At 45.4% G+C, this 24070-nt stretch carries 20 protein-coding genes; 3 read left to right on the forward strand and 17 right to left on the reverse strand.

The genetic code is table 11. From position 1 onward, the window contains the following. Window positions 1-100: 100 nt before the first annotated feature. Window positions 101-274: a carbon storage regulator gene (locus AC58QO_RS20195; protein ID WP_497268650.1), complete on the forward strand. Its 174-nt coding sequence runs from the start codon at window positions 101-103 to the stop codon at window positions 272-274. Here AC58QO_RS20195 and AC58QO_RS20200 read toward each other — a convergent pair. The 5 genes from AC58QO_RS20200 to AC58QO_RS20220 all read right to left on the reverse strand — a co-directional run bounded on the left by AC58QO_RS20200 (window position 263) and on the right by AC58QO_RS20220 (window position 8748). Beyond that, a complete protein-coding gene (locus AC58QO_RS20200) occupies window positions 263-4645 on the reverse strand; it encodes an AAA family ATPase (protein WP_497268652.1) in 4383 nt (1460 codons plus the stop codon). The two genes, AC58QO_RS20195 and AC58QO_RS20200, sit on opposite strands and share 12 nt — an antisense overlap. A 542-nt stretch (window positions 4646-5187) precedes the next feature. Beyond that, the gene (locus AC58QO_RS20205) at window positions 5188-6837 is read right to left on the reverse strand and encodes a stalk domain-containing protein (protein ID WP_497268654.1); all 1650 of its coding nucleotides are present in this window, start codon (window positions 6835-6837) and stop codon (window positions 5188-5190) included. Between the two features lie 236 nt (window positions 6838-7073). Beyond that, the gene (locus AC58QO_RS20210) at window positions 7074-7571 is read right to left on the reverse strand and encodes a VOC family protein (RefSeq protein WP_497268655.1); all 498 of its coding nucleotides are present in this window, start codon (window positions 7569-7571) and stop codon (window positions 7074-7076) included. Next, window positions 7572-8033, reverse strand: a complete 462-nt coding sequence (locus AC58QO_RS20215; RefSeq protein WP_497268657.1) for a DUF8821 family protein — start codon at window positions 8031-8033, stop codon at window positions 7572-7574. Window positions 8034-8145: 112 nt separating this feature from the next. After that, window positions 8146-8748 (reverse strand): class I SAM-dependent methyltransferase, encoded by a 603-nt coding sequence (locus AC58QO_RS20220; RefSeq protein WP_497268659.1) that lies wholly within the window; start codon window positions 8746-8748, stop codon window positions 8146-8148. A 191-nt stretch (window positions 8749-8939) separates the two neighbouring features. On the opposite strand from AC58QO_RS20220, the gene AC58QO_RS20225 reads away from it, so the two are divergent. Beyond that, window positions 8940-9569, forward strand: coding sequence for a YfbR-like 5'-deoxynucleotidase (locus tag AC58QO_RS20225; protein ID WP_497268660.1), 630 nt, complete (start codon window positions 8940-8942; stop codon window positions 9567-9569). Window positions 9570-9644: 75 nt separating this feature from the next. Here the strand turns inward: AC58QO_RS20225 and rlmH are convergent, their stop codons facing one another. From rlmH to AC58QO_RS20240, 3 genes are all read right to left on the reverse strand, one after another. After that, window positions 9645-10124, reverse strand: coding sequence for a 23S rRNA (pseudouridine(1915)-N(3))-methyltransferase RlmH (rlmH, locus tag AC58QO_RS20230; RefSeq protein WP_068666955.1), 480 nt, complete (start codon window positions 10122-10124; stop codon window positions 9645-9647). Between the two features lie 144 nt (window positions 10125-10268). Beyond that, window positions 10269-10436, reverse strand: a complete 168-nt coding sequence (locus AC58QO_RS20235) for a CxxH/CxxC protein (protein WP_063795715.1) — start codon at window positions 10434-10436, stop codon at window positions 10269-10271. A 71-nt stretch (window positions 10437-10507) separates the two neighbouring features. Beyond that, entirely contained in the window at window positions 10508-11737 is a 1230-nt protein-coding gene (locus tag AC58QO_RS20240; protein ID WP_497268662.1) for a S1C family serine protease, read from the reverse strand. Between the two features lie 335 nt (window positions 11738-12072). Between AC58QO_RS20240 and AC58QO_RS20245 the strand changes: the two genes are divergently transcribed. After that, a complete protein-coding gene (locus AC58QO_RS20245) occupies window positions 12073-12282 on the forward strand; it encodes a hypothetical protein (protein ID WP_056622608.1) in 210 nt (69 codons plus the stop codon). Here AC58QO_RS20245 and AC58QO_RS20250 read toward each other — a convergent pair. The 9 genes from AC58QO_RS20250 to dnaB form a co-directional block, all read right to left on the reverse strand. Further along, window positions 12251-13051 (reverse strand): MBL fold metallo-hydrolase, encoded by an 801-nt coding sequence (locus AC58QO_RS20250; RefSeq protein ID WP_171636271.1) that lies wholly within the window; start codon window positions 13049-13051, stop codon window positions 12251-12253. The genes AC58QO_RS20245 and AC58QO_RS20250 overlap by 32 nt on opposite strands. Window positions 13052-13098: 47 nt before the next feature. Further along, entirely contained in the window at window positions 13099-13920 is an 822-nt protein-coding gene (yycI, locus tag AC58QO_RS20255; RefSeq protein WP_497268664.1) for a two-component system regulatory protein YycI, read from the reverse strand. 30 nt (window positions 13921-13950) lie between these two features. Further along, window positions 13951-15240, reverse strand: a complete 1290-nt coding sequence (locus AC58QO_RS20260; RefSeq protein WP_497268666.1) for a YycH family regulatory protein — start codon at window positions 15238-15240, stop codon at window positions 13951-13953. Then, window positions 15237-17072 (reverse strand): cell wall metabolism sensor histidine kinase WalK, encoded by a 1836-nt coding sequence (gene walK / locus AC58QO_RS20265; protein WP_497268668.1) that lies wholly within the window; start codon window positions 17070-17072, stop codon window positions 15237-15239. Before walK ends, AC58QO_RS20260 begins: the two co-directional genes overlap by 4 nt. A gap of 2 nt (window positions 17073-17074) precedes the next feature. Then, complete coding sequence (gene yycF, locus AC58QO_RS20270) at window positions 17075-17794, reverse strand: response regulator YycF (RefSeq protein ID WP_477588107.1); 720 nt, start codon at window positions 17792-17794, stop codon at window positions 17075-17077. Window positions 17795-17972: 178 nt separating this feature from the next. Continuing rightward, a complete protein-coding gene (locus AC58QO_RS20275; RefSeq protein WP_497268670.1) occupies window positions 17973-19532 on the reverse strand; it encodes a peptidoglycan DD-metalloendopeptidase family protein in 1560 nt (519 codons plus the stop codon). 317 nt (window positions 19533-19849) lie between these two features. Continuing rightward, the gene (locus AC58QO_RS20280; protein ID WP_497268672.1) at window positions 19850-20524 is read right to left on the reverse strand and encodes a hypothetical protein; all 675 of its coding nucleotides are present in this window, start codon (window positions 20522-20524) and stop codon (window positions 19850-19852) included. Between the two features lie 150 nt (window positions 20525-20674). Next, entirely contained in the window at window positions 20675-21961 is a 1287-nt protein-coding gene (locus AC58QO_RS20285; RefSeq protein ID WP_173116987.1) for an adenylosuccinate synthase, read from the reverse strand. 719 nt (window positions 21962-22680) lie between these two features. After that, the gene (gene dnaB / locus AC58QO_RS20290; protein ID WP_497268674.1) at window positions 22681-24051 is read right to left on the reverse strand and encodes a replicative DNA helicase; all 1371 of its coding nucleotides are present in this window, start codon (window positions 24049-24051) and stop codon (window positions 22681-22683) included. Window positions 24052-24070 lie beyond the last annotated feature (19 nt).

A 24070-nucleotide genomic window follows, 5' to 3' on the forward strand; every position in this document is an offset into this window, starting at 1 on the left:
ACTTTCGTCTGATTACTTTTTCATGGGAACAAATTAAGATAATACTCATTACCGAGGCTAACGAGTCTCATGAAAAAATACGATTTAAGGAGTGCATAAGATGCTGGTCGTTGGTAGAAAACCAGGTCAATTCATCGTGATTGACGAGAAGATCATTGTTAGAGTTATTAAAAGTGATGAGGGCCACTTACGCCTTGCAATCGAAGCACCTCAAGACATCCCTATTGTGCGGGGAGAGTTGCTTCAACAGGAATTAACACCATTAGTCCAATAGTTGGAGCTCTCTTGCTTTGGAGATTGCTTGTACCCTTCGATTTACTTGCAGCTTTCCATATATGTTGAAAGCGTGACTTTTTACGGTCCCTTCCGTTATTTCTAACCGCAAGGCAACTTCCTTATTGGACAAGCCCTCTGCCAGTAGACGAAGAATTTCTATTTCTCGACTCGAAAGCGATTCAACCAAAGTAGGTGATTCCATGACTTCAACACTTTTTGCATCCTCAAGGGAATTGATTCTTATATAGGCCATTCGCGAGAATACCATCTCTAATACTTCCAAACGATCTGCAGTAAATGCATCGGATGTTAAGTTGTTTTCCAAGTACAGAATGCCATCTCTGTGATCCGGATATCGAAAAGGCAAGCACAGAATCGATTTGGGTTGATTCAGTCGAATATAAGAATCTGATACAAATATACTTTGACGCGCATTGCCAAGAATGATGGATTCCCGTGTTCGCATCACGAATTGTGCCACCGATGTTGAAAAGCGGGCTCTGGCATCCCCAGGGCTCTCTTTATTATGGTTGATGTCCTTCTCGGCCTCTACGATCCATGCCCCCTCGATTCCTAAAAGGATACACCCCCTTTCGGCGCCAGCATTATTCATGGCCAGATTAAGAAAATCTTTCAACAACTCTTTCTCAGCCTTGCCCTTGGATACAATTTTGGAAGCCTGTCGAAGCGTATCCATGTCTAATTCGCTATTAAATCCATTATTGAGACTTTTATCAACTGCCGCGGCTCCTTCCGTTGCATGGCCGCTACGATCTTCGGACTCATTCAACTCATTAAAGGAGAGGGTCCTTAGTATTGGATAGCGTTCCTGTAAACTTTTCAGCTTTCCTAATGCCCCCCATTTAAAGTAGGCCCTACAGGCATCCTTAAGGTGCGCCTCCGCCTTTTTATGATTATCTATCTGAAAGTAATAGAGCGCTGCCCGTTCATTTACAATCGCTTCATCCTGCGAACATTCGTTATCTTGCGCCCATTGAATAGCTTGATTATACAGCGTCGCCGCTCTAGCATATTCTTGATCCAAAACAGCCAATTCCGCAAGCATGGCCCAATATTTAGACAATGTGCTTTCCGGAACGAGCTTTGTCCATTGTTTCATTTGAGCCAGTAACTGATTAAGTATTTTACGATAGCCGCATCTCGAACGATACGGAGCACTCGGATATATAGCTATAATCGCTAATGCATGATAGAAGCAGTGCTTCTGCTTAACTGGCACCAGCACAGCCGCCTCGAGGTCCTTCGATTGTTCCGCTATTGCCACAGCTTCCGAGTAATGGGCATATAAATAAAAAATCTCTAGCTTACAGGTGTAATAATAATATAGGTTTACTTTTTGCTGAGTTACTACGAATTCTTCCTGCTTCAGTTCGCTCTCGTCAAAATGCCCTTTGTTGAAACTCAGATGGTCGGAATCCGTCGTGTTTTGTAAGAGATCAACGTATTGCATGGTTTGATTCAATACCCTCAACGTCAATTTATCCAAAGCTCGAGCAGTTTTCACAGCATTCGTTTCACATATTTGACTTAAGTGCCGCAGATCCTTGCTGCCCGTAATTAATTGGCAGGAAAGGGCATGTCCAGCATAAAGCAAATCACCGCCTTCCAAACTTAACTGTCCCGCTTTCTGAAAATAAGAACCCGCTTCCTGCGGGCGTACAAATTGTAATATGAGTCCTACAATTACTTGGATTTTCCCTTTTAGAAGGCAGCTATCCGTTTTTTCGGAATAATGAAGCGCGATCTCGGCTAGGCGTAACGCAGTTCCATAACATTTAAATCCAAAGGCTAACGTAATGGCATAAGAACCAAGCGCAATAGCCAACGCATCGGAGTGACCCTGGTTCAAAGACATTCGTACGTATTTTGCAAACAAAATCACAGCTAGTTCCTCATTGACAACAAATAATATCGATGATGAGGCCATAACAATTTCCGCTAATGCTTTATACATGGGCTCTTGGCTCAGCGATAAGTCCTTTAAATGACTCCGTTTTCTCGCAAGCTTTAATTGTGTGTAGATAATCTCCCCCATAATGGATAGACGCGAGGATTTGGAGGGAATACGAAGCCCAAACTCAGCCATCGCTTTTAGAGCAATGTCGCTTGCTTCTCTCACTTTTTTTTGAAATGCATACATCGTAATCTGGATAACATAGATCTTGGCTCTATCTGTAACGTCTTTGACATTTAGCAATAACTGCTCTAGAACTGTTTCCGCCTGGTCAAAGTGACCGCAGAAGTACTGGCATTCCGAGCTTTCAATCAAGAGTTTGGCATATAGATCAAAGTGCTGGGACCATCCCTCGGCTGCAATTAATTGAGCACCCTTCTCTAATAGTTCCAATGCCTGAACATAGGCTGCAGAGGCTTTAGCCTTTCTTCCTGCTCGGAGACAAAGCATGGCCAAATGTTCAATTTCCGTCTTGTCCGTCATAAGCTCGCTGCCTAAATTCAGATGATGTACGACCTCAAATAGATGCTCATCCCAAGAATCCGACTGAAAATAACAAAGCATGAATCGGCCCATTGTCAAATGGACTTGCTTCTTCTCTTTTTTCGGTATGAGATCATAGGCGGCCCTCTGCACCTGATCATGCAAGAAAACATAGCGATCCTTTTCAATTAATACCAAACCTACACGTAATGCGGGCAATAAATCCTGTTCCGTCTGATCCGTCTCCTGCCCACATATCATGGATAACATGTGAATATCAAAAGAATTTCCAATACAACCCGCTAAACGCAGTACTTCACGAGTTTCATCCGGAAGCGTGTCAAACCTGCCCATGATCAGGCTAATGACATCCTGAAAGCCGTCGCATTCTCTAATCTCTTGTATCTGCCACTCCCATCGCTTCTGGTCCGAATTGAAATAAATTAGCTTTTTCTCATAAAAAATTTGCAGCATTTGCTTTAAATAAAAGGGATTCCCCGCTGTTTTTTGATATAGGATTTTTGCCAACGACACTATCCTGCTCTGGTCGGTATGAAGCGCATCACCAACATATTGGATTACGCTTAGATAACCCAGCGCTTCTAGATTGATGAAACCAATAGACCTTGTAGGCGAGATGTCCAAAAACATGCCAGTTAATTCGTGGCTTTCATCTACTTCATTATTTCGAAATGTCCCGATGAGGAAAAGATACTTATTCGATGGATCATTCATTAAAACCCTAAGCAAATCAAGCGAGGCTGAATCAGCCCATTGCAAATTATCCAGCCAAATTACCAATGGATACTTCATATCTGCAAAGACCTTAATAAAATTACAAAACAACGTTTGGAATCGGTTCGTCGCTTCTACTGGGGGCAGTGCCTCGACTTGGGGTTGTTCTCCTATGATCAAGGCTAACTCGGCTATCACTTCAATAAGAACGATTCCGCAATGTCCTACTGCCTCTAAAATCTTTTTTCGCCATAAGAAAATATTGTCTTCGTCCTCTGTCAGTAACTTCCTTATTAAATCACGAAACGCCGCGATAAGTGATGCATACGGGATCGATGGATTTAATGAGTCAAACTTACCTGAAATAAAGTACCCCTTATTATGCATAACGGACGTTTGAATTGCTTGGACTAACGTCGTTTTACCACTTCCCGCATGACCGCCGATGAACAAGATCTCCTTGGAACCCGAGCAGGTGCGTTCATAAGCGTCTAGCAGTTCCTGCAACTCTTTTTCTCGGCCATAAAGCTTATCTGGTAGCCGAAAACAGCTTAGTTTATCTGTTATACCTAGTGGGAAGGGCTCGATCATTCCATACTGCTTTAACTGATCAGAGCATTTTTGCAAATCTTCCTGAAGACCATAAGCACTTTGATAACGCCTCCCCACTGTTTTTGAAAGCAACTTCATCACGAGATCGCTTAACAATTGTGGAACTCCCCGTTTAACTACGCTCGGAGGAAGTGGAAGCAATGCCATATGGGCATGTATCCACTCATTTGCTGTGTTAGCCTTAAAAGGAAGTTCCCCTGTCAACAATTCATAAAAAAGCACACCTAAAGTATACAAATCGCTGCGTTGATCAATCTTCCACTTCATGCGACCGGTCTGCTCTGGTGAGATGTAGGCAAACATTTGGATGAGATCCTCTTGCAGTTTCAAGGTTAGCACATCGATTCGGGTTGAGCTGGAATCGTGGGTCAGCTTTAACTTCAAACGCCCCTCTTGGGGTTTAACGAGAATATTCTCAGGATTTAAATTATGCAAAACGACACCGCTTAGATGCAGCTGTCTAATCCACTCCACTAATTCCAGTGCTACGGAGAAAAAAAACCAAAGATCAAAAGTATTTTTATGTATATATGAGCTTAATGTCATCTCGTTGTGATCTTCCAAAGCTCTATCCCCCCATGCGGATAAACATGTACTTAGTGCTTAGGTACAATACGGTGAGCCCTATCTCTAGTGAGGCAAGAATGATAAATTGAGCAACTTGCGGAATGTGGAAAATCGATTATACGTGGAGGAGTGGCCTATCGTTGAAGGAAACATGCTGGTGAATTGAATGATTAAAATTTTTTGAAAATAAAATAAATACAAAAATAAGCCAATAGCTCGTAATTGGCAGTTTCTATTAGTATTATTTCCCTCCTTCCTATTTCAGAAAATTATAACACGAACTTTGTCGATAAAATAGTACTTTTGTATTAGTTCATTTTTAAAATGATTAATTTATAGTAGTTTGTACCTATAATCTCCTGTGCTGCTTAAGCAAATGTAAATCAAATGCTAATGGTCCCTTATTCCAATCGGCAAAGAGATCTTTTCTCTATTTTCTGCTAAATATTAAGACATAGAGAAAAGAGACCGTCTGCTATCGACGATCTCTTTCGTAGGGGTTAAGGCATGGATGATACTCCAATCGTCCACCTCTAGAGTTAATAACTAATTTTTACCGTACGTGTTTTATCCTCATATTCTACCTTAGCTCCAAGCACTTCAGATAGCAGTCTCACCGGAATAATCGTAGAATTGTTGTCCAAAATGGCTGGGGAATCCGTCGCAACCTCCACACCATTTAGTGCATAGGCACTTTTGGTCGTATAGAGTGTTATGGTCCTGCCTTGTTTCGTGTATACGGCTGCCTTCTGTTTATCGTCCCATGTTACAGATGCCCCGAGTGCCCCTGCTAAATCTCTTATCCAAAGATAAGAGCTCCCTTCTTTAATGATAGGCTTTTGCTTCATAGGCACCTTGACATCATCCAAGATAAATTTATTATCTGTTAGTCCAAAAGAAACCACATGTTGCAGCTTGCCAGGTTCATTCATTTTCTTTAAATACTCGGCAGAATCGCTATGCAATTTATTTTTCCCTAAATTATCAGTAGGTTCCGTACGAAACTCCCACTTCTTTTCATAGATTTTGGGTTGATTATCTTCAATAACAGACAATTTAACGTATGCCGTGTAGACCGTATCTGGGGAGAGCGGCTTCGTCGGAATCAACATTACCTCATTCTGCAGATGATCGTCGTCTGTCGGCGTATTCAGCAATAGGTCCAGCTTCTTGCCCGTACTGTCCGTCAGCGTGGATTCTACTAATTTTACATCTTTAACAAATCTTCCTGATAGATGAGCCATGATCGGATAACCGACAGGGTACTTCGTATCAGAATGGTTACGTATTGGATCCGGTGCCTCATGGCCATCAAAATCAATCGGAACATAAGGATCGCCAGGAGCCGGAGAAACGACTAATCGCGAGTTCCATTCATTCTTTATTCCAAATTCAATGACCGTATAATCACCTTGTTTATCGAGACCAACTTCTACGGCATCAAGCGTTAAGAATGGCGTACGGTGATAAGGGGCATCGAAAAGACCATCAATCGCTTGCGTAATCGTTACTTGCGAGCTTCCATTATAAGATACGTCTTCATAGAAACTACCGGCATAAGCCGCGTACATACCTCGCTCATTCAGTTTACTTCCGATATAGCCAGGAAGCTTACTATTTTCTTCGTGCATCGATACCCCAGATTCGACGACCTTGTTTGTTTCTAAATATTGAGCATGCAGCTTTGCTGCATACGTTAGGTTCTTATTGAAGGTAAGGGGATTTAATTCATACATAGCCCTGTAATCGTTTATCGCCTTAATGCCTTCTAATTGCTGGGTCGTAGGCTTTGAAGGCAAATCAGAGATCGCTTTTTCATCAATTTGAAAAGTCCAACTCTTCTCAATCGGTAAATAGCCAATATCCTTAAGCTCCAATACAATATTAACGGTGTGCTCTCCCGCTTTTAAATCTGCCACTGGCGTATAAGACAGGATCATACTACCCATGTCCCAGTGTGCATCCACCTTTACTTGGTCGATTTTCATCGTATAACTTCTGAATTCGGGTGTGATATCGCTTTTTTTAAATTCAAACACGATCGTTGGTTTCATCAATCCAACTTTATCTTGCGGATACCAATAAGCAGAATATGATGCCGCCTCAGCTTGTGGTTGAGCAATAAATAACCCTGAAACTGCAATAAAAAGACCAAGCAGCACTTTTAAAAACTTATTTCCATATACCATCGACGAGTTCCCCCTGAGTTATTGTCTTAAATTGTAAACATGTTACTTTACCTTAGGTCTACCATTTATTAACATTCTATGTTTTTAGACCCATTTCCTTTTTTTTCAATAAATCACACTTAATCTCGACTAATTTTGACAAAAAAAATGAAGAACCTTTATTTACCAAAGGTTCTTCATTTTTTTGTCATTTATAACACGGTGCTCCATCCTTTGTGAGATGGCCTTAATCTACGTTATCCCTCGTAAGCTTGCTCTAACGATTTCATATCAATTTTAGCCTTCGTCTGAAGCACTGCCTTCATCACTCGTTCAGATCTTTCCGGATCGGGGTCGCATATCATGTCTGTTAAATTGCTGGGGATGATTTGCCACGATACGCCGAACTGATCTTTCAACCACCCACATACTTGAGCCTTCTCGTCTCCTCCGTCAGAGAGCTTCTCCCAAAAATAATCCAACTCTTCTTGATGATCACAATGGACAATAAACGATATAGCCTCTGTGAACTTAAAGTGTGGGCCGCCATTTAATGCTACGAAATCTTGACCTTCCAGTTGAAACTCCACGGTCATAACTTTTCCTTCAAATGTCTTGTCATAACTTTCTTTGCCATAGCGAGTGGTTCTGCCCATCTTGGAATTATTAAATATGGAGATATAAAACTTAGCCGCTTCTTCCGCTTGCGAGTCGAACCACAGGTTGGGCGTGATCTTTTGTATTTTGTTTCCCATCTAATATTGCCCTTTAATTACAAAAAACGAGCCCCGAATGGTTCCAGCTAATTTAGACTTCTGCCTAGCAAACTTAAACTTCGCTTCTAACTCCTTTGGTATCTCCATCCCCTCAGAAAGCTTAAATCCAACGGCCCGCTTCTTAGGGTCATCAACCGTATACATGACATTAACAGAAAGACCATCTTCATAAAATACATAGGTAAATTGGATATTTTCCACTTGAAACCGCGACGTTTCTAAAGGCTTAGCCGCAAACGCAATATCACGTTCTTTCAAAATTAGGTTCACATAGTCAAGGCTCTCCTGACTTTCGCTAGCTGGCACAACCGTAAATTCATGCTCATATTTGTTCATAAAATAACGAGCTTCATTAGCGCGTAACCCAGCAAGCGCATCTACTACAGGTGAAGACTCTAAACCAACCGTAGACACATTTTTAAAATCAACGATATACGACATTTCCATCCCTCGTTTTCTCTCATGATTTCCTACTATTTCAATCTTTCTTCTCTACCAAATATTATACCAAAAATAATTCAATATAAACGTTCGCATTTTGGTTATGATACCTTTACTTTTGAGAATCAAGAATAAACATAGATGCATCTTGTCCCATGAATATTTTACTTCCAGTATAAATAGTTTTGGATTGAATATTCCTGTACCCTATTTTCGTCATAATGTCAGCTAGCTTTTCTTGATGAAAGCCGTTATGAACAATATCCGAAACTACCTTTTCATTTTTATCAAAATCTACGATTAGTAAATGACCTCCCTCATTTAGAACCTCAAATAATCTTGATAAAACGAATTCAACATCAGGAATATGGAGTAGAACCTGCGCCATAAAAATATAATCAGCATGTAAATCCGATAGATCTTCCTTTTCAAAATCAAAGCATAATGTATCTACATTTTGAATATTCGAATCAGAGATTTTTTGCTTTATTTGATTAATCATGTTTGGTGACGTATCCAGAAAAAGCATAGAATTAAAATCGTTTAACAAGTTCATTCCGACAAGACCTGTTCCACACCCAAAATCAATAGCATTCTTACTTTTAGCGTCAACTAAACATTCTCGAATGGCATCAGATGATACCTTTGCAATCTGGATTCTTTCAGGAGTGTCATAACTATTAGCTATCATTTCAAACTTATCTGTATTTCCCATGATTACCTCTCCAATCGACCTTTTATTAATACTTGGACTCTAAAATACTTGTCCTTATTTAGGATACGGCTCACCGAAATCAAGTCCATCGATTGCCAGTTTCGAATTAACGATCCGCTAACAATCTGCCTTTATACTAGACTTACGGCAGCAGCAAGCCAACCCTTCATCTAAGAAAGGAAACCGACTTTATGGGCATACATGCGTATTTCCAATCACTAACCGACTTGGAGCGAATCATTCGTTGTCCCGGCAAATTCAAATTCCAAGAGCATAGCGTTGCTGAGCATTCATGGAAAGTCGTCCAGTATGCCAAAACACTGGCCGATATCGAAGAAAGCCATGGCGTCGCTGTCGACTGGAAGAAGCTCTATGAAATCACCAGCAGTCACGACTACGGTGAAATTTTCATCGGCGATATCAAAACGCCCGTCAAGCACTACTCCCTGGAGCTTCGCTCCATGCTACAGCAAGTCGAAGAAGGTATGGTGGCCCATTTCATCGAAGAGCATATTCCCGAGGGATTCAAGTCGATCTTCCGTAGACAACTGCGTGAAGGGAAAGATGATTCGGTGGAAGGGCAAATTCTCGTAGTTGCCGATAAAATGGATCAAATCTACGAAGCATTCGCTGAGCTGCAGAAAGGGAACTCTGAGCAAGAATTCATCGTGATGTACCGGCATGCGCTGATCAAGATCAAAGGCATCCGGCTGCACTGCGTCGATTATTTCCTGCAGCACATTTTGCCGGACCTCGTAAGCGAAGGAGCCCGCTCTCCGATCGACATTGAGCAGATAACGAAGGAAGCATTGTCTTCCTAAAACTGCTCGCCGCGTTCCTAGAATGCCGATTGCCGTCCTTCTGTTTATCCCGGCCACACTGAGGCAGACCCAGCCTTATTTATGATACGGTTCCCCACGATTTATCCGCATCGCGCGATAAATCTGCTCCACCAGCACCAGCCGCATCAGCTGGTGCGGCAGCGTCATGCGGCCAAAACTCAGCCGCATATCCGCACGGCGCAGCAGCTCGCTGGACAGCCCCAGCGAGCCGCCAATAACGAAGGCCACCTGGCTCCGCCCGTAGGTGGCCAACTTATCGAGCGAGCTCGCCAGCTGCTCGCTCGTCCACATCTCGCCGTCGATGGCCAGCGCCACGACGTAAACATCCGGGCGCAGCGCCGCCAACAGCCGCGCGCCCTCACGATCCCGCACCTGCTGCTCCTCAGCAGGGCTCATGTTCTCAGGTGCCTTCTCGTCCGGCACCTCAATCATTTGCATCTTGGCATACGGCCCAAGACGCTTCACGTACTCCGCGATCCCGTCCACGAGATAGCGCTCTTTTAATTTACCAACGGTCAGTATCTGTATGTGCATAACGTGCCCCTCTTCATCTCACTCTCGTCATTCTTCTCATCATACCATTCGTTGCATGAGCATACCAACGACACTCGTCCTCTTCTATTGGATCATTTGCAGCCACCGTCCCTACAAAGAAAAAAGAGGCCCACAGGCCTCCCTTCAAACTATAAGAAAACGTGATAATGACTGGCAATGCTCGCAATGCTCAGGCGGTGCCCAGTGGGCGAAGTGGGTTTTCTGCAAATCCACCACGTCCGGAGCTTCCTCATACTCATCAACAAATTCATCTATGGCTATTTCCACATGATCTTTACAAACGACATGCATGTTTAGTACCTCTCATCCGCAACGGTTCTGTAGATTTCTTTTCTTTCACTTAATCTTATCTTTCCTTTTAACTACTTATCCGTCGCCTCAACCAGCGTCAGCACCGTCGTCAGCTTCTTCCCGCCGCGATAGTACACTACGTTGATTTTATCGCCGATCTTCTTCTCATTGTAAAGGTACTTCCGCAACGAAATCGTGCTATCAATCTTGCGATCGTCCAACTGCACGATCACATCCTGCGCCTTCAGTCCCGCTTCCTTCGCAGGGCCAGAGACGTCGAAGACGATAACTCCAGTTTTGACATCTGCAGGCAGCTTTAATACATCCGTTCCTTTAAAAGCTTGCAGCTCCTGCGTCGACACACCTATCAACGGTCGTTTCACCTTGTGGTCCTTGATGAGACTATCAATAATCGGTGTCACACTATTAATCGGAATCGCAAAGCCCAAGCCTTCAACGCCTGTGTCCGAAATCTTCATCGAATTGATACCGATCACTTTGCCTTCGATATTGACCAGCGGTCCACCACTGTTGCCTTGGTTAATCGCGGCATCCGTTTGGATGACATCCATTTCCCAGTCATAATCAGTGCCTTCACGTGAAAGCGAGACAGGAATCGTCCGCTTCGGTGAGGAAACGATGCCTTGTGTCACCGTTGGTGAGAAGCCAAGACCCAGCGGATTGCCCACGGCAATCGCCATTTCACCCGCTCTTAGCTTGTCGGAGTCTCCGAACTCAGCAAGAACTTTAACATCTTTGCCATCGGCCTCCAGCACGGCCAAATCGGTAATCCGATCCCGACCAACCAACGTCGCTTTGCGATGCTCGCCTTCGAAGTTCACGATTTCGAATTGATTCCCATTCTCCACGACATGACTATTCGTCACAATGCGAACTTTATCCCCGCTCCGCGCGAACATGACGCCTGATCCGATGCCAATGCCCGTTTCTTGCCCCGCTTCGTCCTTCTTGGAGGAGATGACACTGACTACGGCTGGCTTTATTTTGTCCGTCGCAGCAACAACCGAGTCATTGCCATTCATCGGATGCACATCCGCCTTGGCTACCACAGGAATCGCTAGTGCGTTCTCCGAAGAGTCACTTCCTCCAATAGCTTGAACAATTCCTACTACGATGAGCATGCCTATAGCCCCGATGAGCCCTGCGATGAGGGCAACATACCGTCTTCGACCAGCAAAGCTCGTAAAGCTCGTGAAATTCCCTGTCCCCTTGGGACGCCAGACCGGCTCGCGCCTTCTAGACCTTTTGGTCGAATAAAAATCATCATCAAACAAACTCATTTCGGGTCCCTCCTCGCTGTCGGGGTTTGAAGCTCACTCGCCTTGCTTTATTTCAATCCATGGATGTGTTCAAGTTCAAATCATCCTGTGATTGGTTTTTTGCAAATAATAGGAATGTTTCGCTCGCTTCTTGCCTACAATAATAGTAAACCAAATCTCTTACCGAATTACTAGAGTTTAAGGAAACTTTTCCACATAAGAAAGTATAAGTTTTCGGTTTCCGAAAATTGCTTTCTTATTGGCGATAAAACTTACCTCTAAACGCGGTAGCTCATCTTTGATTGGCCTCGATAGAAGTTTTATCACTAGACCTTATTTAAAAGGAGAATGCCACAATGAACCGTATTCCTTCCCATTTTGAAGAAATTAATATGATCGGTAAGCTCGCTGACCTCAAGGAAAGTCACTATCACCAGTCCCTTGTCCTCTCATCTCTCATTCAGGTCTTGATTGATAAAGGTCTCATCACCGCACAGGAAATCCAGCTCAAGTCACAGGAACTCGACGCTGCGCTTACTCCGAATCCAATACATCCCATTTCGTAGAACGGTCAAAATACGTATCCATCAGCCGCAGCTGTTTCGCCTCGGGCGCTCGCTCTTGTACTATGTTATTCACGGTCAGCCTGGCCAAATCCATTAAGTTATGATCACGGCTAAGGTGCGCCATATAGACAGATTTCGTCTTATTCGTCATGATATCACAGAGCGCTTCACCTGCGGCTTCGTTGGATAAATGTCCCTTGTCACCGAGAATCCGTCGCTTAATGCTCCACGGGTAATGCCCCACGCGCAGCATGTCCACATCATGATTCGTCTCTAGGACCAAAGCGTCCGAATCCGAGATCTTTTCCTTCACCTTTTCGCTCATATACCCGAGGTCCGTTACAACACTTAACTTCTGTTCCCCTTCATAAAAAACATAACCCACCGGCTCCGCCGCATCATGCGAAATCCCGAAGGATTCCACTTTTAATGATCCAAACTCCTCTACACCGCCCGTGTCCATGACACGCTTGTTGCCTTCGGCGATGACGCCAATCTGGCGATCTAGCTCCACCCACGTCTTCTCATTCGCATAAATCGGCACATCATATTTCCGCGCAAACGCACCTAACCCTTTGATATGATCGGAATGCTCGTGTGTGACGAGAATGCCATCAATACTGCTCGCCGCGAGCTCACGCTCTTTCATTAACAGCTCCATCTTCTTCGCACTGAAGCCTACGTCGATCAGCAGCTTAACCTCACCGTTATCGACGACCGTTGCATTCCCCGTAGAACCACTTGATAACACCGTAAATCGAATTCCCATCTTTCCTGCTCCTCTATCCTACCTGTGTGCCAGTTGGTTATTCGTTGCTATTTCTTAGGCGTGCTTTTGTCACCTGAAGCTGGAGAAGCCGATGCTCCCCCGCCTCCATCGGGCGTAAATGGGACAGGCTCAGACCCTTTTTGCAGGGACTCCACCGCACCATTGAACGCTTGCACATAATACACATATCCGTTATCGATCGTAATCCGCCACTGCGGAAACATCGGCTGTGTTTGCGAATTATAAGGTTGTCCGTGATACCCCAAGCGAACCTCGGTAATAATCGAGCCATCGCTCAAATAATTGTCCACTAAGCTGCGAACCGCTAATTGGGCCGAAATCAACTTCTGCTCCGTCTGTTCTACCTCTGATTCTACTTCAACGAAAGCTTGACGGTAACTGGTAATTTCTCCATTTTTCTCATTCAGCTCAACTGTCACATCAAAGAGTGGAATCTTCCCATACAATTGGGAGAACACATAGATACCATTTCGGCTCATGACCGAATCCAGTTGATACATCGCGAAGTTTGGAATCTCCGACAGCGATTGAACTTCTTTACTAGCCCCTTTACCGAGCAGTGTGCTCATGTAGATGGGTGTTTTGAGCGTTTTCTCCTCGCCCAGCTTGATGTTATCATCATATTTCACTGTAATGACCTTCAACTTAGGCGGATCTGTCGGCAGCTCGTCCGTAAGACGAATATTTTTATTGCGGAGCGCACGATTCAAGTCCTCCACCGTACTGGATGGATCCAAGGAAATTTCCGTGTCATTGGAACGATTGGTGGACCACAGCTGGAAGCCGAGAATCATATTTAACAGTAAAAACGAAGCAATCAAAATCGTCTTGGCCCTGCTCCAATTCATAATCTCACCAACCTTTCCATGAGGTCCTGCCTATTCAATAAAATCATACGTACCATCGCGCAATTCCAGCGCCCACGCACTAGTTAAGGTTAACGTCTTATCTGAGATGACAGGACGATACGCTGGGAATATAGAAACGATACTTGATCGGCGTTGGTAGTACTGTAATCGTTGCTCTATCGTCTCACCCGACATCAACTCGTTCTCGCGGCGCTGCCCTGACTTTAGATCAGGAATGACCATCGATCGTTCGAATCCGGAGATGACACCCTTTTGAACCTGCAACTTCATCATGCCAAAACTCTCTGGCTGTGCCGTTATAATGGGTAGTGATTCATAGTACTGCCGGAATGTGAAATCCTGATTATCTATGAGCTGTTTCTCCGGGGTGTGGGAAACCATATATTTCCCATCCCAACCAATATGCTGATTGATAAATTTGATGCCAGCCAGCAGATCATCCAATACCTCGGTTTTGCTTGCCGCAGGCGCAACAGGATCCGTATACGTGACCCATCGTTGATCCCGGTTGAGCTGGAAGCCGCGCTTGCTGTCGGTGTAGATCTCAGATCCATCGCGTTCTCTCAGATAGCGAGTAATACCCGGATCGACGAATAAGCTTTGCTTCAGTTGATCCGCCGTAAGCTGGGTATACGTGAACGTATAGCTAGGCAGATGCAGCGTCTTCAACGGCAGATAGTAATCACCGCTGTTCGTTGTCTTGTATAGGTTGTTTGGTTCCCCGTAGGCCACGAAATTCTCAACGTCCTTACTTGTGAAATCCGCCCCAATAACTTCATAACCAACACCAGGCGAATCCGTGAAAAAGAACGCACGAACCTCTTCATTCGTCCCTTTGGAATAAATCCAAATTTTCGTGATCTTGTCGTTCTCGACGGGAATTTCACCTTCAATTCGGAACAGCTGCTGCAGAATCGTGAACGGTATCCCATCTCGGAACCGAATCTCCACACCAAGCTGCTTCGTCCGCACTTCTTCCCAGTTCACATTGACGAGATACATCGACGTCTTGCGGAAGCCTTTGAAACTGCGCTGCTTAATATTATCCAGCAATCTCGTGTAATAATAATTGTTCGGGTATAACACAGAATGCTGCTGATTTCCCAAGTGAATAATGAGTTGATCTGGAAAAAGCATATCCGCCAACTCCATTTGCTTACCCAGCGTCTCGGTCTGAACATAATTGCTTTGCTGAATCGGCTCAATCTTAGGAGGGCTATAGGAAGCGAGGATAAAGCTCTGATACAAGCTTGTTCCTATCAACAGAACTAACAAGATCGTTTTCAGGCTCTCAATCATACTTCCCCCTCCTCTTCCTGCCCAATTGGCAATGTAAATAGGACGCGTGTGCCTTGACCCAGTTCGGACTCTAAAGCAATCGTTCCACCGTGCGCTTTCACTATTTCCCGGGCAATGGACAGGCCGAGGCCTGTGCCTCCCATGTTGCGAGAGCGCGCTTTATCTACGCGATAGAAGCGATCAAAAATGCGTGAAAGATCCTTCTTTGGGATCCCCATTCCGTTATCTTGCACGGATATTTCCAGCATTTCTTTCTCAATCTTACGAGCTTCCAATCGAATTGTACCTTCATCACCTGTATACTTAATCGCATTGGAGACCAAATTATCAAGAACCTGATCGATTTTGTCACGATCCAGCATAAGGCTCGTCACGCCATGTTCCACGTGTAACATTATTTGAATTTTCCGTTGCTGCAGCTGAAAAGAAAACCGGTCCGCGACCTCCTCCAGCATCTCGCTGACGAGCGTCGAGGACTTGCTCATCATGGACTGCTTCGAATCCAGTCGCGATAGATGCAGCAGATCCGTCACCAAGCGGATCATCCGCTCGGTTTCACTTCGCGTCACGCTAATGAAGCGCGAGGCGAGCTGCGGCTCTTCAATCGCTCCGTCATCGAGCGCTTCGAGATAGCTCTTGATCGTTGTCAGAGGCGTGCGCAGCTCATGCGAGACGTTCGCTACGAACTCTCGTCTGGCTTGCTCCAGCTTCTCTTGGTCCGTTACGTCCTGCAGCACCGCAATGATCCCGTGCTGGCCTTCACCCCGACGGTGAATCGGTGTGAACGTAATCCGAACGGACGACTGCTCGTCCTCATCGTCAGGCATTTGGATGTCTAGCAGCGTCGTATTCACTTGCCCGGTAACTAAAGCACGTATCGTTTCTATCGGAATCCCGATAACCTCGGAAATTTCTAAACCTAATGTCGTTTCCTCTTCCACTTGCAGGATCTGCTTCGCCCGACGATTCAGAACGATGACCTGACCCCTGTCGTCCGTTGCAATGACCCCGTCATTCATATTCGTCAGAATCGAAGCGAGTTTCTCCTTCTCTTCTTCATTGAGAGAGAGTGCCTCCTTCAGCCGATTCATCATAAAATTAAAGGTCTGCCCCAGCTGCCCGATCTCGTCGGTCCCTTGAATGACGACCTGTTGATCGAAATTCCCCTCGGCGACAGCCGTCGCTTGTTTCGTAATCTCTTTAATCGGATTCGTAATTGTACTTGTTAAGAGAACACCTAACAGTGCGGTCAACCCCAAGGCAATCAACGTCCCCGAAATGAGGATACGGTTAATTGAGCGAATTGTCTTATAGACATCCTCCATGGATGCGATAATGTAAACCGCACCTAGGACACGTGCCCCGCTTCCGACCGGCTTCGCAATAATAACCTTCCGGTACCCATCCTCATCCGTAAAAATTCGTTGGTTATCCTTAATCCCTTGCAGGGCCCGAATCACTTCCGGCTGTGTATTCTTCTGCTTCAAATGGCTCGGAACCGATGTACTGATCACGTTCCCGTTCGCATCAATAATTTGAATTTCGGCATTATTAATGGAGAAAAGATTGCTAACGAATTCATTCAAATCTGCATACGTTTTCTTACCTTCGGTTGCATTCTTGCTCTCCTGATCCCCCGTCAAATACGATTCAACGAAGCCAGCAAGCAGCGTAACCTGACTATTGCGGGATGCTAGGAAATCATTTTTAAAATATGTCTCCACCGTCTTATAGAAATACACGCCAATCAGCTGCATCGCGATAAGGATCAGCAGGACATAAATAATAATCAGCTTCGCTTGAATCGATTGAAAGAAGCGGATGCCCTTCATCTTTAGAAGCCTCCGGCTTTAGGACTGCGCATCAAATAACCAAGGCCCCTGCGCGTCATGATATACTCCGGACGGCTTGGATCCGTCTCCAGCTTCTCGCGTAGACGACGAATCGTCACATCGACGGTCCGCACGTCGCCGAAATATTCAAAACCCCACACCGCCTGCAGCAGGTGCTCACGGGTCATCACTTTGCCTGAGTTTTTGGCCAAATACTGAATCAGCTCGAACTCCCGATGTGTCAGATCAAGGGGCGTCCCGTCCTTGTAGACCATGTACATGTCGTTATCGATAAAGAGCGCATGAATGCGCATCCCATTCCGCTGTGCTTCCGGCTCATTCGGTGCCGATTGCACCTTCGTCTGTCTGCGCAGATGCGCCTTCACACGGGCCAGCAGCTCTCTTGTGCCGAATGGCTTCGTCACATAGTCGTCTGCGCCCATCTCTAAGCCCAGAACCTTGTCTAGCTCCGTATCCTTCGCTGTCAGCATAATAATCGGTGTATTGAGCTTAGAGCGCACCTCACGGCATACATCCATGCCATCCTTGACAGGCAGCATGAGATCAAGCAGGATCAGATCCGGCTGCTCCGAGAACGCTAGCTCTACAGCGCTTCCACCATCGTACGCACAGATGACCTGATAGCCCTCTTTCTCCAGGTTAAACTTCAAAATATCTGCAATTGGTTGTTCGTCATCCACCACGAGAATTTTCCCAAACATGTGACCACCGCCTACTATAAAGTAACTGACATTGCCATGCTCCATCGAGCGCAGCTGCCAGAGTTAGATCCAATTTCAGCCAGTTATTTCCTTCAAGCTCATTTCCATTTTAACATAGTTTTAACTAAAAAGAGACAAGGCCCCCGAGTTGTCCGGATTGACCTTGCCCCATTTTTTTCTATCGATTCAAATATTTCAAAGGATTTTCCACGCTTCCACTTTTCTGCACTTCAAAATGCAAATGCACGCCTGTAGAATCGCCTGTGCTCCCCATAATTCCAATTTTATCGCCTTTCTCGACGATAGTGCCTGACTTCGTAAGGATTTGACTTAGATGTCCATACAGTGTCTCATAGCCATTTAGATGATTAATAATAATATAATTGCCGTAATCTGACTTATAGCCCGTTTCAACAACTTTGCCATTATCTGCAGCCATAATGTTTCTGTTACCTGTGATGTCGATGCCTTTATGTAGCTTGCCCCAACGATAACCGAATGTACTTGAGATACTAGGAGAAATGACGGGCCATGCGAACTTCCCGGTACCTTCACCCTTTATGACCTTCGTTCCTTTTTTCACCTTGGCTGTGACGGGTTGATCAATGATCTCTTCATTCACAACTTGCTCTTCCGTCAGTAAGCCATCAACTTTCGTCACTTGAATCGTTACTTTCTTAAGCCCGTTCTTTCCTGCTGAAATCGGTTGGACTACGCCTACGCGCATCGAGTCGTCTTTCACATACTCAGTATCGTATTGAATCTCTTGATTCTTCACGATTTTCTCCGTCGTTTTCACTGAAAGCGTTGGCTTCAGCACCGTTACGTCCAATTGATTGCCAATTTTCAGCTTATCATCTTGAATGCCTGGATTGTTATCATAAATGAATTGCTTCGTAATACCCAGTTTCTTCGCAATACAGGATACACAATCGCCTTCGACAACCGTGTATTTGGCTGGTGCGACATCGCCTGTTTGTAGTGTTTTCACTACATCTTCTGGTTTCGCTATTTCTGTCGGATCGATGGGAACTTCATCCGTATCGACCTTCTGAACGAATTCTACTTTCTCGAGCTCTGATGGCGCTGTTGCAATATCCTCACCTAGACCGGTAGATAAGGCAGCAACTTTTTCACTATTTTTCCCTTTAGGTGTAAACGGTTCGCTCACTTGCGTAAGAATCCGATCAGCAGTTGCCTGATCCTTCACAATCGCTATCGTCTTGCCATCCACCTTCAGTGCAACACCTACTGGCTGCGGTACGAGCAGCTCATCCAACGAGGAAATGACACCAGCATCGTCCGTTTGCTTGTTGTAAGCCCTTTCAGGCGTGTAGGTGATCCCATCCGTTTTAAGAACGATGTGAACATTTGGGAAATTCTTCTGTACTTCTAACGGTTTGTTGATCTTATATTCATCAATTAGCTTACTATCGCTTACGACACCTATTTCTTGATTGTTAAGCATCACATGGTACACATTATCCATGCCCGCTTCCACATACTGGTGTCCGGTGAACGTAATCGCTCCCGTAAGTGCAATGGCACTTACACCTAATGCTATAGTCCATTTATGTCGTTTGATAACCGTTAGTGTCGTTGTTGTCGGAACTTCGTCTAGTTGAACCTCTTCTAGCTGCTTGTCTGATAATGATTCATTTCCGGTCAAGCTTTCTCGCTTAGACGTGAATCTCTTCATGAGATCCATGACAAAACGCATTCCCCTGAAACCTGTCATGATCTTCTCCCTTTGAACGGTTTTGCATCCTTGGAATTACCTCCAAAGATACATAAATAAACCTTGATTAGACATAATATCCATTATGTTTTCTTTCATTTGTTAAATTTAACACACTTTCTGTGCCTATTTCAACAAAATACTCGATTACCATGTGATAGATTCGTGTCTACCGCCAAAAGAAGTCGCTAAAACGCTTATTTTTTGTACGAAATCCCAACTATTTCACTTAATTTTACAGGATTTGGCGAAACATAGTGAAACTTAGAAGGGGAGCTACGGATGAACTTCTCAATTGTCAGCAACTTCCCCTGAACCTAGTACTTATTTAAAATATCCGTTAACTGTGACAACTCTTTGTCGCTCAAATACTTCTTGAGTGTCGAGTTTACTTCGTCTAGCTCTTGTGTTGTAATCCCATCTTCCAAAATTGCGGAGAGCTTCTGCACCTCAGTCTGAGGAAGCTTAGCGACAACAAGTGAAAATATTTTCATTTTATCATCGCTTGAGAGTGCCTCTTTCTTCTTCGCAAAATCCTCCGTGGACATGACAAGCTCCTTCTTCTCGCTCTCCTCCGTTCGAGCGCTTCCCATCACGGCTATGGCATCGTCTTGGCTGCCTGTGGAATTGCCTGCACCATTTAACGAACTAATACCGCCTACAGGTTGTTGATCATTCGGATTTGGACTTGAACTCGGGCTTGGAAAGGCCCCTGACGGGTTGGGACTAGGAGTTGGTGACGGCGTAGTTGCAGGGTTTTCCCCTAATGCCGTTTTCTTCCCCCCGTCTTTCCCCTTAACTATATTCAGCTCTTCCGCCAATCTTGACGCAAATTCACCAAATTGAATCTTTTTACCCATCGCAGGCAGCTGATATTGTCGAAATATATCCTCCACGTACATGTTCACCACGTACCATGTTGTAAACATCGTAATTGATGTAATAAGGACGGTACTTATGACGATTTTACTTAACCAAGTTAACAGTTTCATACGATTTATATCACTCCTAACATTGCTCACAGCTAGATAAGCTTCTCCTCCCAGTATGGACGAAAACCCTGCCATTATATCCCTGTAGGCAAAAGAAAAATCCCCTAAGCTGTGAAAGCAGCCTAGAGGATTATTTAGGTTATCTATGATTTAAGCGTAGATAGGACGAACCAAATTCGTTTGTTCACGATTACGGCCTACGGAGAAGATCGCGATTGGAATACCTGTAAGCTGAGATACGCGCTCTACATAGTGTCTTGCGTTCTCTGGCAAATCACTCAGCGTACGAGCTTCAGAAACATCTTCTGTCCAACCTGGAAGCTCTTCGTATACTGCTTCACACTCGGAGATAGCTTTCAAGCTAGCTGGGTAGTGCTCAATCAGCTCACCGCGGTACATGTAGCCTGTGCAAATTTTGACCGTTTCTAGACCCGTCAGAACGTCGATAGAGTTCAAGGACAGACCTGTGATGCCGCTAACGCGTCTTGCGTGACGCACAACAACACTGTCGAACCAGCCAACACGACGAGGACGACCCGTTACCGTACCGTACTCGAAGCCTTTTTCGCGAATCCAAGCGCCGATTTCATTGTCCAATTCCGTTGGGAAAGGACCGTCGCCGACACGTGTTGTATAGGCTTTAGCTACACCGATGATGTTGTGAATCTTCGTCGGGCCTACGCCAGAACCGATACACACACCGCCAGCTGTCGGGTTCGAAGAAGTTACATACGGGTATGTGCCTTGATCGATATCCAACATAACGCCTTGCGCGCCTTCGAACAATACTCTGCGACCTTGGTCGATATATTCATTCAGGATAACAGATGTATCCTTCACGTAAGGACGTATGATTTCAGCATACGCTAGGTACTCTTTAAGGATTGGCTCTACATCAAGACCTGTCGAACCGTAGACTTGCTCGATTAATACGTTTTTCTCAGCAACGATACGACGAAGTTTCAATTCGAACTCTTCCGCATCCATCAAATCCGCGATACGAATACCGTTACGTGCTGCTTTATCCATATAACAAGGACCGATCCCTTTGCGGGTCGTACCGATTTTGCTATCACCCTTACGATCTTCTTCCAGACCGTCAAGCAACAAATGATACGGCATAATCACATGCGCGCGATCACTGATATTCAGGTTCGTTGTTGTAAAACCATTATCATGAATGTAATTAATTTCTTCAATGAGTGCAGCCGGATTAATAACCATCCCATTCCCGATCACACAAGCTTTATCTCTGTAAAAAATACCGGAAGGAATCATCGTTAGCTTGTACTTTTTCCCGCTAATAATGATCGTGTGGCCTGCATTGTTACCACCTTGATAACGTGCAACAACCTCAGCAGATTCCGCTAAGAAATCCGTGATTTTACCTTTTCCTTCATCTCCCCATTGCGTACCGACAACAACAACCGTTGACATATGCACTTACCTCCGTACGGTGACTAGTCACCCATAATAAGCCGTTATGGCTGTAAGACCACAGAGGAAAGTTGGACTTCATTAAAGCGCTAAAGCGTTCAGCGTCCATTGCACTTTCCCTCTGGCGATTCTGGTGATGCAACTACCTCTATGCACTGCTACACGCGGCAACAGATAAGAGAGCTAACTCTCACTTACTCACCGCAAAGGAATATCTGGTCTCTTTCGGCAGTGATCTGCAGGAAGGAAACCCACCCTTCGGCATGAAAAAACGACCTTATTTCGAGTTACCTGCCACAAGCCGGCTTGTCGATCAAGGTTTTTTCACCGTCTTTAGTTTAGCAGTCCCCCATGCCAAAGTCAATGAAAAACGAACGATTATAGGGGTGTCTGTATAATTGTTCGGAAATTACGCAAACTTTTTCATTGCCGCCGCTAAAAGAAGAAAAACCTCTGGCTTTGCCCATTCCTCCTTGATTCTCTTCTCCATAAGATGCCTCTTCAGGGCATTTTTTATGTCATTTTGGTAGGGGAAAGTGCAGACTACTTATGCATATACAACGAAGTCGATTTATGTGATGGGCGGATTACATGACTGTAGGGTGGATTTCAACGTTACAGTAGAGATTTTAGCGAGATTCGGCTCCGTAGGGATGATTTTCACGCTTTCAGCGGGCAATTTGCGTCGGTAGCCTCTTCAGACAACCAAAAAACAGCCGTCAATACTGCCCGGCTGCTTCTTGATGACTACGATCCATATTCACGAATTTATTGAATTGTTTCAGGAAGGCCAGCTCGACGGTGCCTACGGGACCATTCCGTTGTTTGGCAATAATAATCTCGATAATGTTCTTCTTTTCGGATTCCTTATCGTAATAATCGTCCCGGTAGAGGAACGCTACGATGTCGGCATCTTGCTCGATGGAACCGGATTCCCGAAGGTCAGACATCATCGGACGCTTGTCCTGCCGCTGCTCTACGCCCCGGCTCAGCTGCGAGAGCGCGATGACCGGTACATTCAGCTCACGGGCAATTTGCTTCAGCGTACGGGAGATCTCAGAGACCTCCTGCTGACGGTTGTCGCCGCCTTTACCGCCACGGCCAGCAATCAGCTGCAAGTAATCGATGAGGATCATGCCGAGCCCTTTTTCCTGCTGCAAACGACGGCACTTCGCTCGGATATCCGCGACCGTAATCGTCGGGGTATCGTCGATATAAATATTCGCCTCTGACAAGGCGCCGATCGCCATCGTCAGCTTCTCCCAGTCGTCGCCTTCGAGATAACCAGTCCGCATGCGGTTCGCATCGACGTTAGCCTCGGCGCAGATCATACGTTGTACGAGCTGCGCGGCGCCCATCTCGAGCGAGAAGATCGCGACGGTCTCTTTGGCCCGAACGCCGACATTCTGCGCCACGTTCAGAGCGAACGCGGTTTTACCAACAGAAGGTCGGGCGGCCAGAATGACTAAGTCTGAACGCTGGAAGCCAGACGTCATCTTGTCTAGGTCAATGAATCCTGACGGGATTCCCGTTGACCCGCCCTTGTTCGAGTAGAGGTTTTCAACCTTCTCGAACACTTCCATCAGCACGTCGCGGATCACGACGAAGCCGCTCGAGCTGCGGCGCTGCGAGATCTCAAGAATCTTCGCTTCCGCCTCGCTGAGCATCGCCCCGACATCATCCTCATTGGCATAGCCATTGGTGACGATTTGGGTCGCTGTCCGGATCAAACGACGAAGCATCGACTTCTCCTCGACGATTGCCGCGTAATAGTCGATGTTGGCAGCGGTTGGCACCGCGTTCGCCAGCTCCGACAAATACGTCACACCGCCGATCTCCTCAAGCTGCTGCTTGTTTTGGAGAAGAGCTGTTAGTGTGATGAGATCGACCGGCTCTTGATCCTCTGCGAGCTCTACGATCGACTCGAAGATGCGCTGATGAGCGCCGCGATAGAAATCGTCACTTGTGATCCGCTCCATTGCGGTAATCAACGCATCGCCGTTAATCAGGATCGCACCAAGGACGGCTTGCTCAGCTTCTATATTTTGAGGCGGAACACGATCCACAAACATATTATCTCCGTTGCTCATGCTACTGTGCCCGCCTTTC

The organism is Paenibacillus sp. J31R30, assembly GCF_059692115.1.

What these genes read in the sequence shown, in the direction of transcription:
- AC58QO_RS20195 (WP_497268650.1), top strand. Translation starts at nt 101, where the DNA reads ATGCTGGTCGTTGGTAGAAAACCAGGTCAATTCATCGTGATTGACGAG.
- AC58QO_RS20205 (WP_497268654.1), bottom strand. Translation starts at nt 6,837, where the DNA reads ATGGTATATGGAAATAAGTTTTTAAAAGTGCTGCTTGGTCTTTTTATT.
- AC58QO_RS20210 (WP_497268655.1), bottom strand. Translation starts at nt 7,571, where the DNA reads ATGGGAAACAAAATACAAAAGATCACGCCCAACCTGTGGTTCGACTCG.
- AC58QO_RS20215 (WP_497268657.1), bottom strand. Translation starts at nt 8,033, where the DNA reads ATGTCGTATATCGTTGATTTTAAAAATGTGTCTACGGTTGGTTTAGAG.
- AC58QO_RS20220 (WP_497268659.1), bottom strand. Translation starts at nt 8,748, where the DNA reads ATGGGAAATACAGATAAGTTTGAAATGATAGCTAATAGTTATGACACT.
- AC58QO_RS20225 (WP_497268660.1), top strand. Translation starts at nt 8,940, where the DNA reads ATGGGCATACATGCGTATTTCCAATCACTAACCGACTTGGAGCGAATC.
- rlmH (WP_068666955.1), bottom strand. Translation starts at nt 10,124, where the DNA reads ATGCACATACAGATACTGACCGTTGGTAAATTAAAAGAGCGCTATCTC.
- AC58QO_RS20235 (WP_063795715.1), bottom strand. Translation starts at nt 10,436, where the DNA reads ATGCATGTCGTTTGTAAAGATCATGTGGAAATAGCCATAGATGAATTT.
- AC58QO_RS20240 (WP_497268662.1), bottom strand. Translation starts at nt 11,737, where the DNA reads ATGAGTTTGTTTGATGATGATTTTTATTCGACCAAAAGGTCTAGAAGG.
- AC58QO_RS20245 (WP_056622608.1), top strand. Translation starts at nt 12,073, where the DNA reads ATGAACCGTATTCCTTCCCATTTTGAAGAAATTAATATGATCGGTAAG.
- AC58QO_RS20250 (WP_171636271.1), bottom strand. Translation starts at nt 13,051, where the DNA reads ATGGGAATTCGATTTACGGTGTTATCAAGTGGTTCTACGGGGAATGCA.
- yycI (WP_497268664.1), bottom strand. Translation starts at nt 13,920, where the DNA reads ATGAATTGGAGCAGGGCCAAGACGATTTTGATTGCTTCGTTTTTACTG.
- AC58QO_RS20260 (WP_497268666.1), bottom strand. Translation starts at nt 15,240, where the DNA reads ATGATTGAGAGCCTGAAAACGATCTTGTTAGTTCTGTTGATAGGAACA.
- walK (WP_497268668.1), bottom strand. Translation starts at nt 17,072, where the DNA reads ATGAAGGGCATCCGCTTCTTTCAATCGATTCAAGCGAAGCTGATTATT.
- yycF (WP_477588107.1), bottom strand. Translation starts at nt 17,794, where the DNA reads ATGTTTGGGAAAATTCTCGTGGTGGATGACGAACAACCAATTGCAGAT.
- AC58QO_RS20275 (WP_497268670.1), bottom strand. Translation starts at nt 19,532, where the DNA reads ATGACAGGTTTCAGGGGAATGCGTTTTGTCATGGATCTCATGAAGAGA.
- AC58QO_RS20280 (WP_497268672.1), bottom strand. Translation starts at nt 20,524, where the DNA reads ATGAAACTGTTAACTTGGTTAAGTAAAATCGTCATAAGTACCGTCCTT.
- AC58QO_RS20285 (WP_173116987.1), bottom strand. Translation starts at nt 21,961, where the DNA reads ATGTCAACGGTTGTTGTTGTCGGTACGCAATGGGGAGATGAAGGAAAA.
- dnaB (WP_497268674.1), bottom strand. Translation starts at nt 24,051, where the DNA reads ATGAGCAACGGAGATAATATGTTTGTGGATCGTGTTCCGCCTCAAAAT.